The following is a 17244-nucleotide window of genomic DNA, read 5'->3' as shown; positions in this document are numbered from 1 at the left end:
GGGAACAGGACTTCGGTGGACATGACTTCCCCGTCAGCGAGTGGTGTGGATCTTTCTGAGATTTTGCGTGAGGTCAGCGGACGTGAGGTGATGCTCATTGAGCGCCTGCGGCAGTTGACTGAGATTGAATCACCGAGCAGCGACAAGGCTGGAGTTGATCGCGCGCAGAGCTTGCTCGCCGGATGGGCTTCGAGTGCTGGAGGCGCAGTCACACGACACCATTTTCAGGAGTTTGGTGATTCGATTGAAGTGCAGTTCGGGGAGGAACAGTGCGGTGAAGATAGAGTCCTTCTTCTTGGACATCTGGATACGGTTTGGCCGCTTGGGACGCTTGAACGAATGCCTTTCCTGGTTTCCGATGATCGCATTGCCGGGCCGGGCGTGCTTGATATGAAGGCTGGTGTACTGATGGCGCTTACTAGTGTTGAGGTACTCCACAATATGAGGCTTCTGCGCAGGCCGGTGACGCTGTTGATTCATGGAGATGAGGAAGTGGGCAGTCCTGCTTCTCGCACATTGACGGAGACTGTGGCGCGGCGGTACAGCGCTGTTTATGTGATGGAGCCAGCGCAGGGTGATGTGGGCGCATACAAGACGGCGCGCAAGGGTGTAGGCCAGTATCGGCTTGCGGTGCGTGGTGTTGCTTCGCATAGCGGTGTGGACTTTGAGAAGGGCCACAGTGCGGTGATTGAACTGGCACGTCAGATTGAAGTGGTGCAGAGCCTGACTGACCTGACTCTTGGGATCACTGTTAACCCAGGGGTGATTGGTGGCGGAACTTGCTCGAACGTGATTGCGGCTGAAGCTTGGGTTGAAATTGACGTGCGCATTGCGCGCAAAGAGGACATGGCGCGGATTGATGAAGCGCTACGCGCTCTGAGGCCGATGGATGACGGATGCACGTTGACGCTTAGTGGCGGGATGAATCGTGGTCCGATGGAGCGGTCTGACGGAACGATTGCGCTGTTTGAGCGAGCTAAGGGATTCGCTGTAGAGCTTGGCCTTGCGCTGGAAGAGGCAGCGACGGGTGGTGCTTCAGATGGGAATCTGACTGCTGCGCTAGGGATTCCGACGCTGGATGGGATGGGGGCTGTTGGTGCTGGGGCGCATGCGCCGCATGAGCATCTTAACCGCGCACATCTGCTGCCGAGAACGGGGTTACTGACGGCGATGCTGCTCTGATCGGACGGGCTGGGACTGGAGAGACTATGAAGTTGATTTCTGGATTCATGATTGCAGCGACTGTGGCGGCTGGATGCTGGAGCGTAGAGGCACAGGTGCCGCCTGTTTACGATGTTGTGATTCGCCATGGGCGAGTGCTGGATGGTGCTGGTAATCCTTGGATCGCCGCGGATGTAGCGATCAAGGATGGGCGTTTTGTAAAGATCGGCAAGGTTGAAGGGACTGGTAAACACGAGATTGATGCGGCGGGATTGTATGTCTCGCCTGGATGGATTGACGTGATGGATCAGTCTGCCGAGGTGCTGCTGAAGAATGGCGAGGCGGACAATAAGCTGCGCGAAGGGGTAACGACGGCGATTGCGGGCGAGGGCGGGACGCCGGTGGATGCGGATGGCATTGAGGCTTATTTTGCGAAGCTAAAAAAACAAGGTATCAGCATGAATTTTGGCTGCTACTACAGTGAGACGCAGGCGCGGGAAGCTGTGGTTGGAGAAGTGGACCGGCCGCCCACTCCGGCGGAACTCGCGAAGATGAAACTGTTGATGGCTACTGCGATGCAACAGGGTGCGATGGGGATGACAACAGCGTTGATCTATCCTCCCTCGAGCTATGCGAAGACGGATGAGTTGATTGCCATGGCGAAGGTCGCTGGCGCATACGGGGGACTCTATGCGAGCCATATGCGTGGCGAGGGCAAGGAAGTGGTGCAGTCCGTTGACGAATTGATACAGATATCGGAGCAGGGGCATTTACCTGCTGAGATTTTCCATCTGAAGGTGGCTTATCAGCCTGACTGGGGCAAGTCGATGGCGCTGATTGGCGAGCATGTTGCTGCGGCAAGGGCGCGTGGAAATGAGATCGCTGGTGATCTTTACATGTACACGGCGGGTGGGACAGGGCTTGAGGCGACGATTCCTTCGTGGGCTTTTGATGGTGGCGAAGAGGCGCTGAAGAAGCGGCTGGCTGATCCTGCAATGCGTGAGCGCATGAAGCATGATCAACAGACGGGCGTGGCGGGCTGGTGGAACATCATTGAAGCTGCGGGTGGATGGGATGGCATTGTGCTGGTGGATGCTGCCGTGCCTGCGAATAAGAAGTATGAGGGCAAGTCAATCACGGTGATCGCGAAGGAGATGGGCAAGTCTCCTGCCGATGCGGCGTTTGATCTGGTGGAACAAGGACAGTCTCGTGTGCTTGCAGTCTTTCACATGATGAGCGAAGGGGATATTGAGACTGCGCTTAAGTTCAGCTGGACGGCGATTGGGAGTGACTCTGGTGCGAGCGAGGTTGCGGGGCAACCGGCTGACTTGAATCATCCGCGTGCCTATGGCAATTTTCCACGCGTGATTGCGAAGTATGTACGCGAGACACATACGCTGACGCTGGAAGATGCTGTTCGGAAGATGACTTCATGGCCCGCCACGCGGCTGCGATTTTCTGATCGAGGGGTGATTCGCGAAGGGGCTCGCGCGGACGTTACGATCTTTGACTACGAGAAGATTCAGGATACGTCTACATATGAGCATCCTGTCTCTTATCCCACGGGAATTCCGTATGTGCTGGTGAATGGAGTTCTTGTCATCGATCATGCAGCACATACGGGCGCGAAGCCGGGCGATGTTATTTATGGGCAAGGGCACGGTTTGAACCTGCCTCAGGCAGTGCAGTAGAACTCTTCATCATCGGAGATAGAATGAACCTTCCGCTTCAGCGTCTGATCGTTTTCCCTACCGTTGTATTGGCAGTTTTACTGTTGAATTGTGCTGCGCCAGCGCAGGCTCCGGATAGCGAATGGAAGCCTGTCATCGCAGTGCTGCGTGAACGTATTACGCACGAAATGGCGGACAAGCAATTGCCGGGATTGGCGATTGCGCTGGTAGATGATCAACGGGTGGTATGGGCGGAGGGGTTTGGATATCAGGACCTGGCTCATACGATACCGACGAATGTCGATACCGTGTTCAGAGTTGGCTCTGTATCGAAGCTCTTTACCGATATCGGCGTGATGCAGCTTGTTGAGACGGGCAAACTTAATCTGGATGCACCGGTGACTCGATACCTACCGGGATTTCATCCTGCGAGTCCATTTGGTGGCGAGATTACTCTGCGCGAACTGATGTCGCACCGCTCTGGACTGGTGCGCGAGCCTCCGGTGGGACACTACTTCGATGTTTCGGAGCCGAACCTAGAGGCAACTGTCGACAGCTTGAATCAGACAACGTTGGTTTATGCGCCGGGGACAAAGACAAAATATTCGAACGCTGCGATCGCTACGGTGGGAGATGTATTGCAGACGGTGGCGGGGCAGCCTTACGCGGACTATTTGAGCCGTGCTGTGCTGATGCCGATGGGTATGACCCACAGCTCGTTCAAGCCTGAGCCTGCGTTGATTAGCCATCTGGCAGAGGCGCAGATGTGGAGCTATGACGGGCTTAGTTTTGCAGCGCCGAAGTTTCAACTTGGCGAAGGGCCTGCTGGGTGTATGTATTCGACAGTGGGTGATCTGGGGCGATTTGTGAGCGTGCTGTTTGCCTCGGGAAAAACGGGCAGCGGTCAGTTGATCTCGGCCAATTCGCTGCAGGAGATGTGGAGGCAGCAGTTTGCCAGTTCAGGACCGAGGAAGTTTGGACTGGGTTTTATCCTGGGCAGTCTAGATGGCGAGCGGATGATAGGGCATGGCGGCGCTATCTACGGGTTTGCCACGCAGGTGGCAGCGCTGCCGGATCGTAAACTTGGTGTTGTCGTAATTGCTACGGCCGACTCTACGAATGCTGTCGCAAATCATATTGGCGACGATGCGCTGCGGCTGATGCTGAGCGTGCGCGAGCAGAAACCGTTGCCGCGATTAGTAACGACTCAATCCATTCCGATGGAGGTTGCACGCAAGGCGGCGGGACATTACTCCGGTAGGGATAGGTCGGTTGATCTCTTGGAGGAGAGTGGGCGGATTTTCCTTTCCTATCCCGAGGGTGGGCAGTTGGAAGAATTGAAGGCGCTGGGCTCTCATTGGATACGCGATGGTCGTGTTGCCTATAGCGACTCGCCCATCGTCTATTCGGGAGATGGTGGCGCTGGCGATACCTTGAGCGTTGACGGACAAGTAATTCATCGCAAAACTGTAGCGATGCCTGCGGATGTGCCCGCGGAGATGGCCGACCTGCTGGGCGAGTATGGGTGGGATTTTGACAAGTTGTATGTATTCGAAGATCACGGGAAGCTCAATCTCCTGATCGAGTGGTTCGATCATGCTCCGCTTACGCAGGTATCGCGCGACACTTTCAAATTCTCTGACAGCGGTTTGTATCAGGGAGAGACGGCTGCCTTTCAGCGTGCTGCGAACGGAAGTGTGACCGGGGTTAAGGTGGGCGGTGTGCTCTTTCCGCGCCTTGCTACGCCGGCTGACGATACCGTGTTTCAAATCACTCCGCTGAAGCCGGTGCCGGAGTTGCGCCGGACTGCCCTGGCGAGCCAACCTCCGAATGAGCAGGGGGATTTTTATGCTACCGACCTGGTGGAGTTGACGAAGCTTGACCCTTCGATCAAGCTTGATATCCGCTATGCAACGACGCGGAACTTTCTTGGGTCGCCTTTGTATCTGCAGGCGCGCGCATATATGCAGAGGCCTGCGGCGGAGGCTGTAGTTCGAGCGTCACAGGCTTTGCACAGGCTTGGATACGGACTGCTGATCCACGATTCCTATCGGCCCTGGTATGTGACGAAGATGTTCTGGGATGGTACGCCTGACGATAAGAAGATTTTTGTTGCCGATCCCAGCAAGGGATCACGGCATAACCGAGGCTGTGCGATTGACCTCACGCTTTACGATTTGAAGACGGGAAAAGCGATTCGTATGACGGGTGGATATGACGAAATGTCGCAGCGATCCTATCCGTTTTATCCGGGTGGGACTTCGTTGGAGCGATGGCATCGCGATCTATTGCGCACAGCGATGGAGCGTGAGGGCTTTGCCGTGTACGAGTACGAATGGTGGCACTTTGACTACAAAGACTACCCGCACTACCGCATCGGCAATGCGACGTTTGAAGATTTGGATCGCGCTGCTGGAGCGAAATGAGCAATGGCGGCTCTGGTGGCTAAGACTTCTGCTCTGCTGACGCCTTGCTTGTCTTGAATACCAGGTAGAGCGGTACTCCGAGTAAGACAAGTCCGATACCGTAGGCGGCGTGGAGTGGGTCGGCAAGGATTGTGCTGAGCGCGATGCCCGCCGCAGCAAGAACGAATATTATCGGTACCCATGGATATCCCGGGGTGCGGAAGCTGCTGGACGGCGTGGTATTGCGGCGGCGAAGAAGGATGACGCCCAGTACGGTGAGGCCGTAGAAGATCCAGGCAGTGAAGACTACATACGTGAATAACTGCTGAAAACTACCCATCAGAGTGAGTGCGGATGACCATACGGCCTGAACGATAGTGGCAAACACGGGCACGCGAAAGCGCGCGCTGATTTTTCCGAAGTTGCTCAGGAAAACTCCGTCTTTGGCCATTGCGTAATAGACGCGCGGTGCGGTGAGGATCATTCCGTTGAGGGAACCGAGGATGGAGACTAGGATGACTGCGGAGACGAGCAGCATTGCGGACTGTCCCCATGCAGCTTTGATCGCGCTACTGGCGGCGCTGGAGCTCTGGCTCATTTCTACCGGTGACAGAACGGCATAGTAGGCGAGGGTGAGAAGGAGATAGATGGCGGTTACGATGAGTGTTCCCCAGAGCAGGCTTCGCGGCAGATCTCTGGCTGGTGATTTGAATTCGCCAGCGGTGAAGGAGACGACGTGCCAGCCTTCATAGCCCCAGAGTACAGCGACCAATGCTATTCCGAACTCGACAAGGATGGAAGAGGATGGCCTGGTGGTCAGGGTTATGTGTAGGAGACTGGTGTGGCCGCGCGCGATCAGTAGTCCGAAGACCAGGGCTATCCCTATCAACTTGCTTATCGTGCCGATGTTCTGTACTGCGCGGGCAATGCGGATGCCTACAAGATTGACGAGCGAGAACAGCAAGATGCAAGCGATGGGGAGCGCCTTCAATTGCAGAGGTGAAAGGGTGAAGATCTTTGAGGCATAGAGTGCCAGTCCTGAGGCCAAGGTTGCGATGCTGCCGGATTGGATGAGGCTGAAGAGCGCCCATCCATAGAGAAAGGCAAGAGGCTTGCCGTAGATGTGCCTGAGATAGATGTACAGGCCGCCGGCGCCGGGATAGTTGCTTGCGAGTTCTCCGATAGAGAGGCTTCCGAAGAGACTGAGAATGCCGCCTGTGATCCAGACGAGCAGGACGAGCCCAAGCGATGGAAGGTGTTGCGCGATCGGCCCAGGAACGAGGAAGATTCCCGAGCCGATTACTGTGCCGACGACGATTGCGATGCCATCACGAACTCCGAGCACGGACTCAAGCGAGGCATTGGGAGTGATATTGGCCGATCCGGTGGTGTGAGGGCTCTGAGCCACGAATAAAACCTCAGTTTCGAAGATTCCATCAAACGTTTCACTTTAAGACTTAAGGAGCATGCTTCCATGCTTTTGTTTCTTGACTGTATCCTTTGATGTGTTCTATTTATAGCTAATAACGCGATTAATGCAATGAGAAACAAAAGTTGCAGTTTTGAATCACAGGGGATACCACAATGTCATCGGTGCTGGATTCCGGTCGCGATCAAGAGTTCCGAGTACGGTCGCTCGAAAGCTTACAGGACTTTCAGGATGCCGAACGACTGCAACGCGAAGCCTGGGGCTATGACGATATTGACATCGTACCCGCGGCGATCTTCTCTGTCGCGCGAAACTTTGGCGGACAAGCGATTGGTGCGGTGCATGAATCGCGTGACGGGAACCGGCTCGTTGGCTTTGGATTGTCTTTTGGAGCTATTGACGAGGGGTATGCGCACTTTCATTCACACATGGTTGCGGTGGTGCCTGAGTATCAGAATTGCGGACTGGGAAGACTGATCAAGCTTGCGCAGCGGGAGGACGCTCTGCGCAGAGGCATTGATCAGATTGTGTGGACGTTTGATCCACTGCAGTTGCGCAACGCTTATTTCAATATTTCCAGGCTTGGCGGTTTGGGTGTGCGCTATATCCCTAATTTGTATGGGATGACGAGCAGTCCTTTGCACGGGGGTATTCCTACGGATCGACTGGTGATTGAGTGGAATCTGAAGAGTGTTCATGTCGAACGGGCATTGAAGGGAATGCAGCGCGAACGAAGTGCGGCTGCAGTTTCTATCGAGATTCCCTCGGCATCGAAAGATGTGCCGAGAGAGATTCGCCTGGATGGCCAGATGAGATTGCGTGAGCAATTGATGGCGCTATTCGACGACGGATTTGCCATTACTGGTTTTGGAGCTGCTGACAACACTGCGCATTATTTCCTTGAGAAGCACGACAAAGAGACTGGGGAGAAGAGATGAAGATTGAATCGATTCAAGTGCGTGAACTGAAGATGCGCCTGAAGACACCGTTTGAAACAAGCTTTGGTGTGACCCAGGACCGGCGCGTGGTGTTGCTTGAGGTGCATACCGATGTTGGCGCGGGATGGTCAGAGATGACAGCGATGGAAGGCCCCTTCTATAACGCTGAGACGATCGATACTGCGTGGATGATGGGACGCGACTACCTGTCCGGGCTGGTGCTGGATGTTGATGTTGACTCTCCTGAAGAGATTCCGGCGCTGATGGAAAATGTGCGCGGGCAGGAGATGGCGAAAGCTGGGATTGAGTGCGCTGCGTGGGATGCATTTGCACGGTCGCAGGGCAAGAGTCTTGGTCATACGCTTGGAGGGACGCTAAAGACGATCTCGTCCGGTGTTTCGCTGGGGATTCAGTCGGATACGGGCAAGCTTTTGGACACGGTTGCTAAGGAGTTGGCGGATGGCTATCGTCGTGTGAAGTTGAAGATCAAGCCGGGGCGTGATGTGGAAGTGGTGGCTGCGGTGCGAAAGAGCTTTCCTGATATTGATCTGACTGTCGATGCCAACTCGGCGTACACCCTCGATGATGTCGATCTGCTCAAAGAGCTTGACGAGTTTGGCCTTAGCTATATCGAGCAGCCATTGCCGTGGAACGATATCTATCAGCACTCGTTGCTGCAGCCGCAACTGAAGACGGCGCTCTGCCTGGATGAATGTATTCATGGGCTGCGTGATGCGGAGACGGCGATTGCGCTTGGAGCTTGCCGCGTAATCAATATCAAGCTGGGCCGGGTGGGTGGACACACTGCGGCCAAGCAGATACAGGCGCTCTGCCTGTCCAAGAGTATCCCGGTGTGGTGCGGCGGGATGCTCGAGTCCGGTGTGGGACGGGCTCACAACATTGCGATGTCGACACTGCCGGGATTTGTGTTGCCGGGGGATGTATCGGCCAGCAAACGGTATTGGATTGAGGACATCATTGAACCAGAGGTGACTGTATCGGCGGAAGGGACAATCGATGTGCCGACGGGGCCTGGTATCGGCTTTGCGCTGAGGATGGCGGAGATTGAGAAGCTGACGGTGAAGCGCGAGGAGTGGAGCAATCGGGTTGTTGTTGTGGTGGGCGCTGCGCGTTAGAACTCAAGCTTTACGGGGTGCGACGAAGAACACATTCTATTGAGAAAAGAGACTTGCATCAATGAAGGCTACTATTCGTCTTGGCTTTTCTGCCTTTCTGGCTGCGTTGTTTACTGGTGCACTGATAACCGCGGGTGCACAGGTCAATCCTGAAGTTGAGAAGAAGATTGCGGCTATCCTGGCGCGGCCTGAGTATGCACACTCGCGCTTCGGGATGGAGTTCTATTCGCTCGACACGCATAAGGTTGTGTACGCGATGAACGAGCAGCAGTTCTTTGTGCCGGGGTCGACGACGAAGCTGCTTTCGGAGGGGACTGCGATGCAACTGCTTGGGCCAGACTTTCGCTTCAAGACCAAGGTGTATGCGATTGGAAAGGTGGACCCGAAAGGAACTCTGAAGGGCGATCTGGTGCTGGTAGCGAGCGGTGATCCGAATCTCTCCGGCAGACTACAGGCGGATGGAACGCTGGCGTTCAAGGATGAGGATCACGACTATGCTCCGATGGCAGGGGCGGCCGTGGTACCGGGGAATCCTCTTGCGGCGATCGACGATCTTGCCTCGCAGGTGGTGGCTCGTGGGATACATCGCGTGGATGGGCGTGTGCTTGTGGACATTTCGTTATTTCCCGAGGGAGAGCATGATGGCGGCACCGGCATTACCATCTCTCCAATCTGCGTGAACGACAATGTGATCGACGTGACGGCGACGGAAGGCGGTGCGGTTGGTGCTCCCGCAGAACTACACTATTCGCCTGACACACGCTACGCGCAGTTCGTCAACAAGACCAAGACTGTTGCGAAGGGTGGGGCGTTTGCGCTGGAGTTCGAAAGCAAAGCACAATCCGATGGAACGCAGATCGTGACCGTGACTGGCACCGTTCCTCAGGCTACGCCGCAGAGTCTTACGATCTATCGAGTGCCCGCTCCTTCGGTGTTTGCGAAGACGGTGTTTGCCGAGGCACTTGCAGCCAAAGGCGCGGCATTGGGATCGCATGATGCCGGTGTCGCCGCTGATTTTGCGGCATTGAAACCTTATTACACTGACAAGAATGTGGTGGCTGTGCATACCTCCGCTCCGTTGAGTGAAGAGGTCAAGGTTACGCTCAAGGTCAGTCAGAATCTACATGCATCCATGACTGCTCCTTATCTGATTGGCACGTATGCCGTGGAGCCTAAGGGTGAGGGTAAGGCCGATCCGACGACGGCTGGTTTTGCGGCGGAGCAGAAGATGCTGAAGGATGCAGGGTTGGATGTGGGTGGGGCGATGCAGTCGGATGGAGCGGGTGCGGATGCATTCTTCACGCCTGATTTCATGGTGCACTATCTGGCTTTCCTTTCACAGCAGAGCTATGGTCCGCTATTCCGCTCGGCCTTACCCATTCTCGGGAAGGATGGTACGCTGGTCGCGATTCAGAAGGATGCTCCAGCTGCGGGACATGTCTTTGCGAAGACGGGAACATATGGGACTGCCGATCTGTTGAATCATCAGTTGTTCCTTACGGGTAAAGGGTTGGCGGGATACATGGTGACGGCAAAGGGGCAGACGCTGGTGTTTGCTGCGTATGTGAACCTGATTCCTGGACCGGGTGATCCTGCTGCGGCTACGGCCCGCGCGGGCAATGTGCTGGGTGAGATCGCCAACATCCTTTACGAAGGCGCCGACTGACTCTACAGTTCTTCGCGCTGCTTACTCTCCGATTGCTGCGTCACATCGTTATCTCTTTCTCCAAGGATGCTGCGCGGTCTTTGAGGCCGCGCAGGTCTATCTTCCCTGTGCCCAGGACTGGGAATGCTTCGATTGAGAAGACCAGGTTGGACTTGGGCTTCCACAATGCGGGCAAGTCGGATTGCGCCAGCTTTTCGAGGACCTCATTGAGTTGCTGCTGAGGAAGAGTGGACAGGACTACGATGCGTTCTCCCTTCTTCTCATCGGGGATGGCGGTTACGGCGAAGGCTTGCTCTGTCGCAGCTGCGAGTTCGTGGAGCTTGTCTTCGATCCTGATATGGGGGACCATCTCGCCGCCGATCTTGCTGAACCGGGCGAGGCGGTCGGTGATGGTGATGAAGCCATCTTCTTCAATGAGGGCGATATCGCCGGTGGTGTACCAGCCGTTCTGTAAGACTTCCGCTGTCATCTCCGGTTTGCCCAGGTAGCCATGCATGATGTTGGGGCCTTTGACCAGGAGCATGCCTGCGGTGCCGAGTGGTGCAGGCTGACCCGTTTCGATGTCTACGATCTTCACTGAGATGCCGGGGAGCGGATGGCCTATTTTGCCGCGTCGTGAGGCGATTTGACGGAAGCCGGGCGCGCGGAAATCGCGGCTGTTGACGGTGACGACGGGTGAGCATTCGGTGCAGCCGTAGCCTTCCAGTGGGCGGATGCCGAAGGTGTCTTCGAAGGCTAGTGCCAGGCGTTCCGGGAGTTTTTCTGCGCCGGTGAGAACGTATTGCAGCGAGCCGAAGTTCTCTGGTGTGCAACGGCGGATGTAGGTCTGCAGAAAGGTTGGCGTTGCAATGAGGAAGGTCACTTTGAACTTTTCGACAAGGGCACCGATAGCCTGCGCGTCGAGTGGGTTGGGATGATAGACCACACCGAAGCCGTTCACCGCAGGCATCCAGAGAGCAGCCATGAAGCCGAAGGAGTGGAAGAAGGGCAAGATGCCGAGGATCTTGTCGCGGCCGTCGAGCATGAAGACTTGGAAGACCTGCTGGATGTTGGAGAGGATGTTGAAGTGGGACAGCATCACGCCTTTAGGGTCGCCGGTGCTGCCGCTGGAAAAGATGACTGTGGCGAGTTGGTCTACATCGGAGGTACGGGTCGAATCGTGACTTGGGCCGGCGAGGATTCGCTTGAGCAATGCTGCGGGCGTGAGCCATGCGAGTGCCATGGCTGAGAGCTTCTCCGTCAGGCGCGGTGTGCTGAGAGCACCTTCGAGGAAGAGCGTACGGCAGGGGATGATGAGGTTGGGGAAACGCTCGACGAAAGACTTTGAAGTGATGACGACATCGATATTGCACTGGCTGGCACAGGAGGCGAGGATCTCGCTCGATGCGGTGTAGTTGAGGTTGACGGGGATGCGGCCCGAGAGCATGAGGGCGTAGTTGGTGAGGGCTCCGCCGACGGATGGCGGGAGGAGCATGCCCACCATTTTTTGATTGCCTATCTGAGCTTTGAGACGGCGAGCGATGTAGAGCGTCTTGACCAACGCAGATGCGAAGGTGATGGCGGGCGTTCTGCCATCGGCCATCATGAAGCGGAATGGGTGGCGGCGTGCGGTACTGACGAAGGTGCGGTCGAGGGTTTGCATGGTGCGCTTGCGGTTGTTGAAGGCTTCGGATTGGAGTTCCTGTACCGCTGTTCGCACTTCGACTGCGGTTGAGGTTGAGGGCATGGGTTGGCCGATGCTTACCGTTACCGGGTAGGGGATGTGCTGAGGCATCTTCCACAGGAAGCGGCCGCGGGCGAAGCTGAAGATGCTGCCCCAAACGCCGTCCAGGTTGATGGGGATGATGGGTACTTCGACACCCTTCATGATGCGTTCGAGGCCGCGTCGGAACGGCAGGAGCTGACCGGTGCGGGTGATCTGTCCTTCGGCGAAGATGCAGACGAGTTCGCCGCTGCCAAGCGCTTCACTTGCGACGTGGAGCGAGCGGATCATGTCGCGAGGGTGGAGTTCGCTGGAGATGGGGATGGCCTTCAATATCTTGGCGAAAGGCTTGATGAGCTTGTTGTCGTAGATTCCCTGATACATGAGGAAGCGAATGGGGCGGTCGGTAGCTGCGGTGAGCAGAGCTACATCAACGAAAGACATGTGATTGCAAACGAGGAGTGCGCCCGATCTCTCTGGGAGGTTATCGCGACCGATGACTTTGACCCGATATATTGTGCGTGTCACGCAGAAGAGCAGCAGGCGCGCGAACCACTCTGGCAAAAGGTAGAGAACATAGGTGGTGCTGACGGCGGTGATGAGTGAGGCAGCCACGATGACCTGGCGTGAGTCGAGATGGATGTATGCGGTGAAGATGTAATACACGATGGAAGAGAGGGCGATGCCGACGAAGGAGAGGAGGTTCGAAGCAGCGATGATGCTGCCTTTATCTTTCCCTGCAGGGCGGTGCTGGATGAGGGTGTTGACGGGTACTGCGAAGCATCCAGCCCAGAAGCCGAGAGAGGCGAGCAGGGTTGCCGAGCCGACAATGCCGTGATGTGTGATGCCAAGCAACAGCCCTGTCACCGTCATACCGATGGAGCCTAGCGAGATGAGACCGTACTCGATTTTGTTGCCACTGATGAAGCCTGCGGCGAGACTACCGAGGCCTATACCGATGGCCAATGTGGCGTTGAGATAGCCGGTCCTGGCCTGGCCTATGTGGAGGACGTCTGGCCCGTAGACCACGATGGTTGATACGAGTAGAGAGCCGAGGAACCAGAAATAAGTGTTGCCCAGCACGGCGAGGAACAGAGGGCGATCCTGACGCATGAGGTTGATCTGCTGCCAGAGGTCACCAACAATATTTGCGCGGAAAGGTTTATCCGGCGCGGCTGCGGGGACCTTGCTGATGCCTAAGCTGGTGAGCAGCCCGACAAGCGAGAGTGCCAGGAGGACGTATCCGGCGACGATCTCGCGGCCATTCAGCTTCTCTGCCAATGCAGCACCGGTGACGGTGCCGAGGATGATGGCGAGGAAGGTGCCCAGCTCAATAATACCGTTGCCCCAGGAGAGGCGTTTGGTGGGGAGCAGCTCCGGGAGGAGGCCGTATTTGGAGGGACCAAAGAGTGCTGCCTGCGAAGCTACAAGCGTGAGGGCTACGAGTGAGCATGGAATCGAATGCATGGCCAGGCCAAGGGTTGCGACGGCCATGGAGACTAATTCCATGAACTTGGTCCAAATGGTGATCTGACGCTTGCTATAGCGGTCTGCGAGCCAGCCGCCGGGCATGCTGAAGAGGATGAACGGAAGTGAGAAGAGGAAGGTGATGATGGAGACAAGAGACTCGCGATCTCCCCGAGCCAGGCCCATCCCAACGATCATCGAGAGCAGCAGGTTGCGCAGGATGTTATCGCTGTAGGCGCCTTGAAACTGGGTTGCGATAAGCGCCCAGAAGCCGCGCGTGGAAGGCGATGTCGCTTCATGATTGGACGGTGTGTACATGATCAAACCTCTTCAGCGGAGTTGCTGATGAGGTGAGCATACGAATTGCGATGACGCCGGAATGGGGATTGAGGACGGTTTTTGAAGTGTCACAAGAGTGTAGGGGAGTAGCGCATGAGTTCAACGCGTGCGGAGTCGGCGAGCAGGGGGAAGACGATTGTCCGGGGCTTGCGCGGGAGAGTGGCAAGAGAGGCAGTGTAGGCGTCACAGAGGATGGCAGTGGTCTGGTCCAGGCCGCGGCTCCATCTTGGCTGGCGGGCGTCGCGAAAGATGAGTGAGTCGGGATTGACACCGGCTGCGACTAGCATGGTGCGGGCTATCTCGAGAAACTCTGGCCAGTGCGAGACGATGCCGGTCAGCTGTCCAGACTTGCCTTGCGAGAATGCGGGGAGCCAGGGAGTCAGCCAGGTGTTTGCGAAGCGAATCTGCAGGGTGATGAGCTCGATGCCGGACGGGAGTGCGGTGCGGATAGCCTTGGATTTACTGGGCCTGCAGATGGGGATGGCGGCAGCGAGCGCTTCGGGAGACGCGCAGGCGTCCATGGGCGCGCCAGTGCAGGGGAAGCTGGTGATTTGATGGATTTCAGCAAGCAATATCTGACGAAGCTCGGGGTCTGGATCGATGAGTAGAAAGTGGTCGGGTGGCGGTGCTGCGAGCCAAGCCGCGACGCGACTACGAACGATGGCTGATGGCATGTTGAGTTCGCGGACGGCGCGAAAGAAGCCTGCAATGTGATGATCGAGAATCTGCTCTGGAGTGGAAGGAGCTTCAGCGTTGGCACGAATGAAAACACCACTGCCATGGCGAGTCTCCGTCCAGCCTTCACGGTCCAATTGACGATAACCTGCACTGACGGTGTTCGGATGAATCGCGAATCGGCGTGCGAGCTCGCGGGTGCTTGGGAGGCGGTCACCGGGGCGGAGGTCACCGCTGAGGATCGCGAGGACAACCTGGGTGACGAGCTGCCGGTAAATGGGGACTTCGCTGCTTGGGGCGAACCAGAGTCTCACGGAATTCCTCTGAGCTATTGTGCCTTACCTGGCGTCCACACGGCACCGTCGGTGCTGATCCAGGTGGATCCATCGGCGGTAACAATCTCGAAGGAGGGTGCTGCAACCAGCAGCTTGGCTTTATCTGTTTTGCTTTGGTCTGTGCTGGCAGAAGATGCGGGAAAAGACTTGTCCGCAGTGGATGCGTGGATGCGGACTTCGAGTGCCCGGCTCTGCCACTGCTGCGGGATGAGGGTCCAGGTGGCGCCGCTATCTTCACTGCGGAAGACAGCGCCGGAGGTATCGAGTGCCAGCAGCCGGTGCAGCGCTGACACTGTCGAGACAGCTGTGAGTCCGTCAGGCAACCTTGTGTAAAGGATGCGGCTTGCGAGTTCTGAATCTTCTTTCGTTGCTGGCTGGTGCTGCGGTGCTGGTGCACTGATTGCCAATTCGGAACTGAGCGGCAGGTTTGTCACGTGGTTCGTTGCAGGGGACGACTTTGCAGCGATGATACCTGCGACACCGTTATGATGCGGGGCAGAAGCAATCGAATGAGACGGCGTGAGGATCTTCGCTGAATTGAAGGTCTTCGCCTCCAGCAGAGGAATCTGCCCACTGGAGACGTGTGCTTGCAGTTGCAGTTCCTTGGCAGAACGTTCCGGCTGGATACTTACGAACACTGAAGACGCAGACACTGTTACGGCTAGATCCTGGGTTACGGGCAACGCTGGTTGTATCAGCGGGGCTGCTGCGACGGCTGACTGAGAGAATGCTGGCGTGTTGTCGGGTGGCGAAGGCTGAACTGTGTGGGATACATGTTGTTCTCCATTCGATTGCTGCATGGATGGCTTGCTTTCAGCTCGTCGCGGGAGCATCGATTGCGACAAAAAAGGCGCTGGCTGCTGCTGAAGGTCCTCGTCTCTTTTCGCAATTGACGTTGACGGCAACGGGTTGAATCGGATTTGTTCGCCTGGCGCGCGGGTCGCATGGCGGGAGGCGTCCGTTCCCTTGCTCGTGGCCTGGTGCACGGGGGTATCGATTCGCGGCCGCAGAAGGATGAGCGTCACAATCGCTGCACAGGCTGCAAGTCCGGTCGGAGCCATGCGCCAAATTACGAACCGTGCGAAGGGGTTTGGCTTGCGCTCGATTGCTATCACGTGGGACGGTACTTCCTCCGCTGCTCCGACGGCGAGCTGAACGATTTGGCGGCACCGTGTGCACTCGGCCAAATGAGCGAAGACGGTTTCTCGTTCGTGCCCGGGTAGAGCGTGCTCGGCGAACGCGTTGAGACTTTCCACGTCGGGATGGGTGTCGAGGTGAGAGATGGTATTCATTGGCCACTCTTTTTTAAGAACGTTTCAGATTGCGTTGCTTGCAGCAGTTTCCTGAGGTTGATATTGATGTCACGTGGGTCGGTTCCCAGAGCTTCTTCTGCTGCTCTTGGTTTGAGACCGAGGGACTGCAGGTTGCGTAGGAGTTGCTTGCGAAGTTCGCGGGTGACTTTGTGCAGCTTGCGGCTGATGGTTGCTTCGTGCACTCCGAGTACGCGTGCGATCTGACGCAGGGGTTGTTCGTCAAGATAGTAGGACATCAGTAGAAATCGAGCTTCGGTAGGACTCTGCTGCAATGTCATTCGCATCGCTTGAGTGAGTGTGGCTAGTTCGACGGAGGACACCGGGGAGGTTTGCTCCAACACGAACGGCGCACTTGTAGCGAGCTCATCGTCGAGGGGCTGTTCCCGGCGTGTGCGCCGATGATGGTCTACGTGACGCTGAGCCAGTATGGTGCGAAGCCAGCCAAGCAGTGAGCCTCGACCCTTATAGGTACCAAGCGGACATCTTCTTTCGCCATTTCGGAGCGTTAGACCGTAGATTTCAGCGTAGAGTCCGTGGGCGAGTTCACGGCCAAGCGTGTCATTCCCGGTGATCGCGATTGCTGAACTGACCAGGGCTGGCTGGTAAAGTTCCACGAATCTATCCCAAGCGCTCTCCATACCGCGAGCACAGGCTTGGGCAAGGAGTAAATCATCCAACTTCAGCGCGCGGAGGAAGGCTTCCTGCTGTTGACTGGTGGGTACTGTCGTTGCGGGCTGGCCGAAGTTCTGCGAAGTGCCAACGGTGAACAAGATGAGTTCGAAGTCGCTGCGTGTCAGCTCGTGCTTGTCTGCTTCGCTGAGCTGCCATAACTCATTGACCAGAGGGGCGAGCATGTGATCGCTGGGCGGAGCAATGCTCACACCGGCAATGATATCCACGGATTGTGCTGGCGTAATCCCCACGCCATGAAGATAACTCAACAATAGCCTGCAAGAAACTTTTCCTTTTGCGTTCTTCAGTCATAGGCCGGTGGTTCATGAGTGCCTG

11 protein-coding genes are annotated in these 17244 nt (G+C 56.5%); 6 read left to right on the top strand and 5 right to left on the bottom strand.

Annotated features, from left to right (window positions below; all coding sequences use genetic code 11):
• Window positions 1–21 precede the first annotated feature (21 nt).
• From AC5S27_RS05395 to AC5S27_RS05385, 3 genes are read left to right on the top strand one after another with little or no spacing between them, the layout of a single operon-like run.
• Window positions 22–1182 (top strand): M20 family metallopeptidase, encoded by a 1161-nt coding sequence (locus AC5S27_RS05395; protein ID WP_493933540.1) that lies wholly within the window; start codon window positions 22–24, stop codon window positions 1180–1182.
• A gap of 26 nt (window positions 1183–1208) precedes the next feature.
• Complete coding sequence (locus tag AC5S27_RS05390) at window positions 1209–2852, top strand: N-acyl-D-amino-acid deacylase family protein (RefSeq protein WP_493933539.1); 1644 nt, start codon at window positions 1209–1211, stop codon at window positions 2850–2852.
• A gap of 23 nt (window positions 2853–2875) precedes the next feature.
• The gene (locus tag AC5S27_RS05385; RefSeq protein ID WP_493933538.1) at window positions 2876–5257 is read left to right on the top strand and encodes a serine hydrolase; all 2382 of its coding nucleotides are present in this window, start codon (window positions 2876–2878) and stop codon (window positions 5255–5257) included.
• A gap of 19 nt (window positions 5258–5276) precedes the next feature.
• On the opposite strand, the gene AC5S27_RS05380 is transcribed toward AC5S27_RS05385, so the two are convergent.
• The gene (locus tag AC5S27_RS05380) at window positions 5277–6644 is read right to left on the bottom strand and encodes an APC family permease (RefSeq protein ID WP_493933537.1); all 1368 of its coding nucleotides are present in this window, start codon (window positions 6642–6644) and stop codon (window positions 5277–5279) included.
• A gap of 176 nt (window positions 6645–6820) precedes the next feature.
• On the opposite strand from AC5S27_RS05380, the gene AC5S27_RS05375 reads away from it, so the two are divergent.
• From AC5S27_RS05375 to dacB, 3 genes are all read left to right on the top strand, one after another.
• Entirely contained in the window at window positions 6821–7603 is a 783-nt protein-coding gene (locus AC5S27_RS05375; RefSeq protein WP_493933536.1) for a GNAT family N-acetyltransferase, read from the top strand.
• Complete coding sequence (gene menC / locus AC5S27_RS05370; protein ID WP_493933535.1) at window positions 7600–8739, top strand: o-succinylbenzoate synthase; 1140 nt, start codon at window positions 7600–7602, stop codon at window positions 8737–8739. Before AC5S27_RS05375 ends, menC begins: the two co-directional genes overlap by 4 nt.
• 61 nt (window positions 8740–8800) lie before the next feature.
• Window positions 8801–10405: a D-alanyl-D-alanine carboxypeptidase/D-alanyl-D-alanine endopeptidase gene (gene dacB, locus AC5S27_RS05365; protein WP_493933534.1), complete on the top strand. Its 1605-nt coding sequence runs from the start codon at window positions 8801–8803 to the stop codon at window positions 10403–10405.
• A 40-nt stretch (window positions 10406–10445) separates the two neighbouring features.
• Here the strand turns inward: dacB and AC5S27_RS05360 are convergent, their stop codons facing one another.
• The 4 genes from AC5S27_RS05360 to AC5S27_RS05345 all read right to left on the bottom strand — a co-directional run bounded on the left by AC5S27_RS05360 (window position 10446) and on the right by AC5S27_RS05345 (window position 17177).
• A complete protein-coding gene (locus tag AC5S27_RS05360; protein ID WP_493933533.1) occupies window positions 10446–13892 on the bottom strand; it encodes an acyl-[ACP]--phospholipid O-acyltransferase in 3447 nt (1148 codons plus the stop codon).
• A gap of 89 nt (window positions 13893–13981) precedes the next feature.
• Complete coding sequence (locus AC5S27_RS05355; protein WP_493933532.1) at window positions 13982–14902, bottom strand: GntR family transcriptional regulator; 921 nt, start codon at window positions 14900–14902, stop codon at window positions 13982–13984.
• 14 nt (window positions 14903–14916) lie between these two features.
• Entirely contained in the window at window positions 14917–16215 is a 1299-nt protein-coding gene (locus tag AC5S27_RS05350) for a zf-HC2 domain-containing protein (protein ID WP_493933531.1), read from the bottom strand.
• Complete coding sequence (locus tag AC5S27_RS05345; RefSeq protein ID WP_493933530.1) at window positions 16212–17177, bottom strand: RNA polymerase sigma factor; 966 nt, start codon at window positions 17175–17177, stop codon at window positions 16212–16214. Before AC5S27_RS05345 ends, AC5S27_RS05350 begins: the two co-directional genes overlap by 4 nt.
• Window positions 17178–17244: the final 67 nt, after the last annotated feature.

It is taken from the genome of Acidicapsa borealis (assembly GCF_059115245.1).
Note: the sequence above shows the minus strand (reverse complement) of the source record. Positions and strands in the feature narration are given on the sequence as shown.

Excerpts from the sequence above, each read along its gene's own strand:
- AC5S27_RS05395 (WP_493933540.1), top strand. The coding sequence starts at position 22 with ATGACTTCCCCGTCAGCGAGTGGTGTGGATCTTTCTGAGATTTTGCGT.
- AC5S27_RS05390 (WP_493933539.1), top strand. The coding sequence starts at position 1,209 with ATGAAGTTGATTTCTGGATTCATGATTGCAGCGACTGTGGCGGCTGGA.
- AC5S27_RS05385 (WP_493933538.1), top strand. The coding sequence starts at position 2,876 with ATGAACCTTCCGCTTCAGCGTCTGATCGTTTTCCCTACCGTTGTATTG.
- AC5S27_RS05375 (WP_493933536.1), top strand. The coding sequence starts at position 6,821 with ATGTCATCGGTGCTGGATTCCGGTCGCGATCAAGAGTTCCGAGTACGG.
- menC (WP_493933535.1), top strand. The coding sequence starts at position 7,600 with ATGAAGATTGAATCGATTCAAGTGCGTGAACTGAAGATGCGCCTGAAG.
- dacB (WP_493933534.1), top strand. The coding sequence starts at position 8,801 with ATGAAGGCTACTATTCGTCTTGGCTTTTCTGCCTTTCTGGCTGCGTTG.
- AC5S27_RS05360 (WP_493933533.1), bottom strand. The coding sequence starts at position 13,892 with ATGTACACACCGTCCAATCATGAAGCGACATCGCCTTCCACGCGCGGC.
- AC5S27_RS05350 (WP_493933531.1), bottom strand. The coding sequence starts at position 16,215 with ATGAATACCATCTCTCACCTCGACACCCATCCCGACGTGGAAAGTCTC.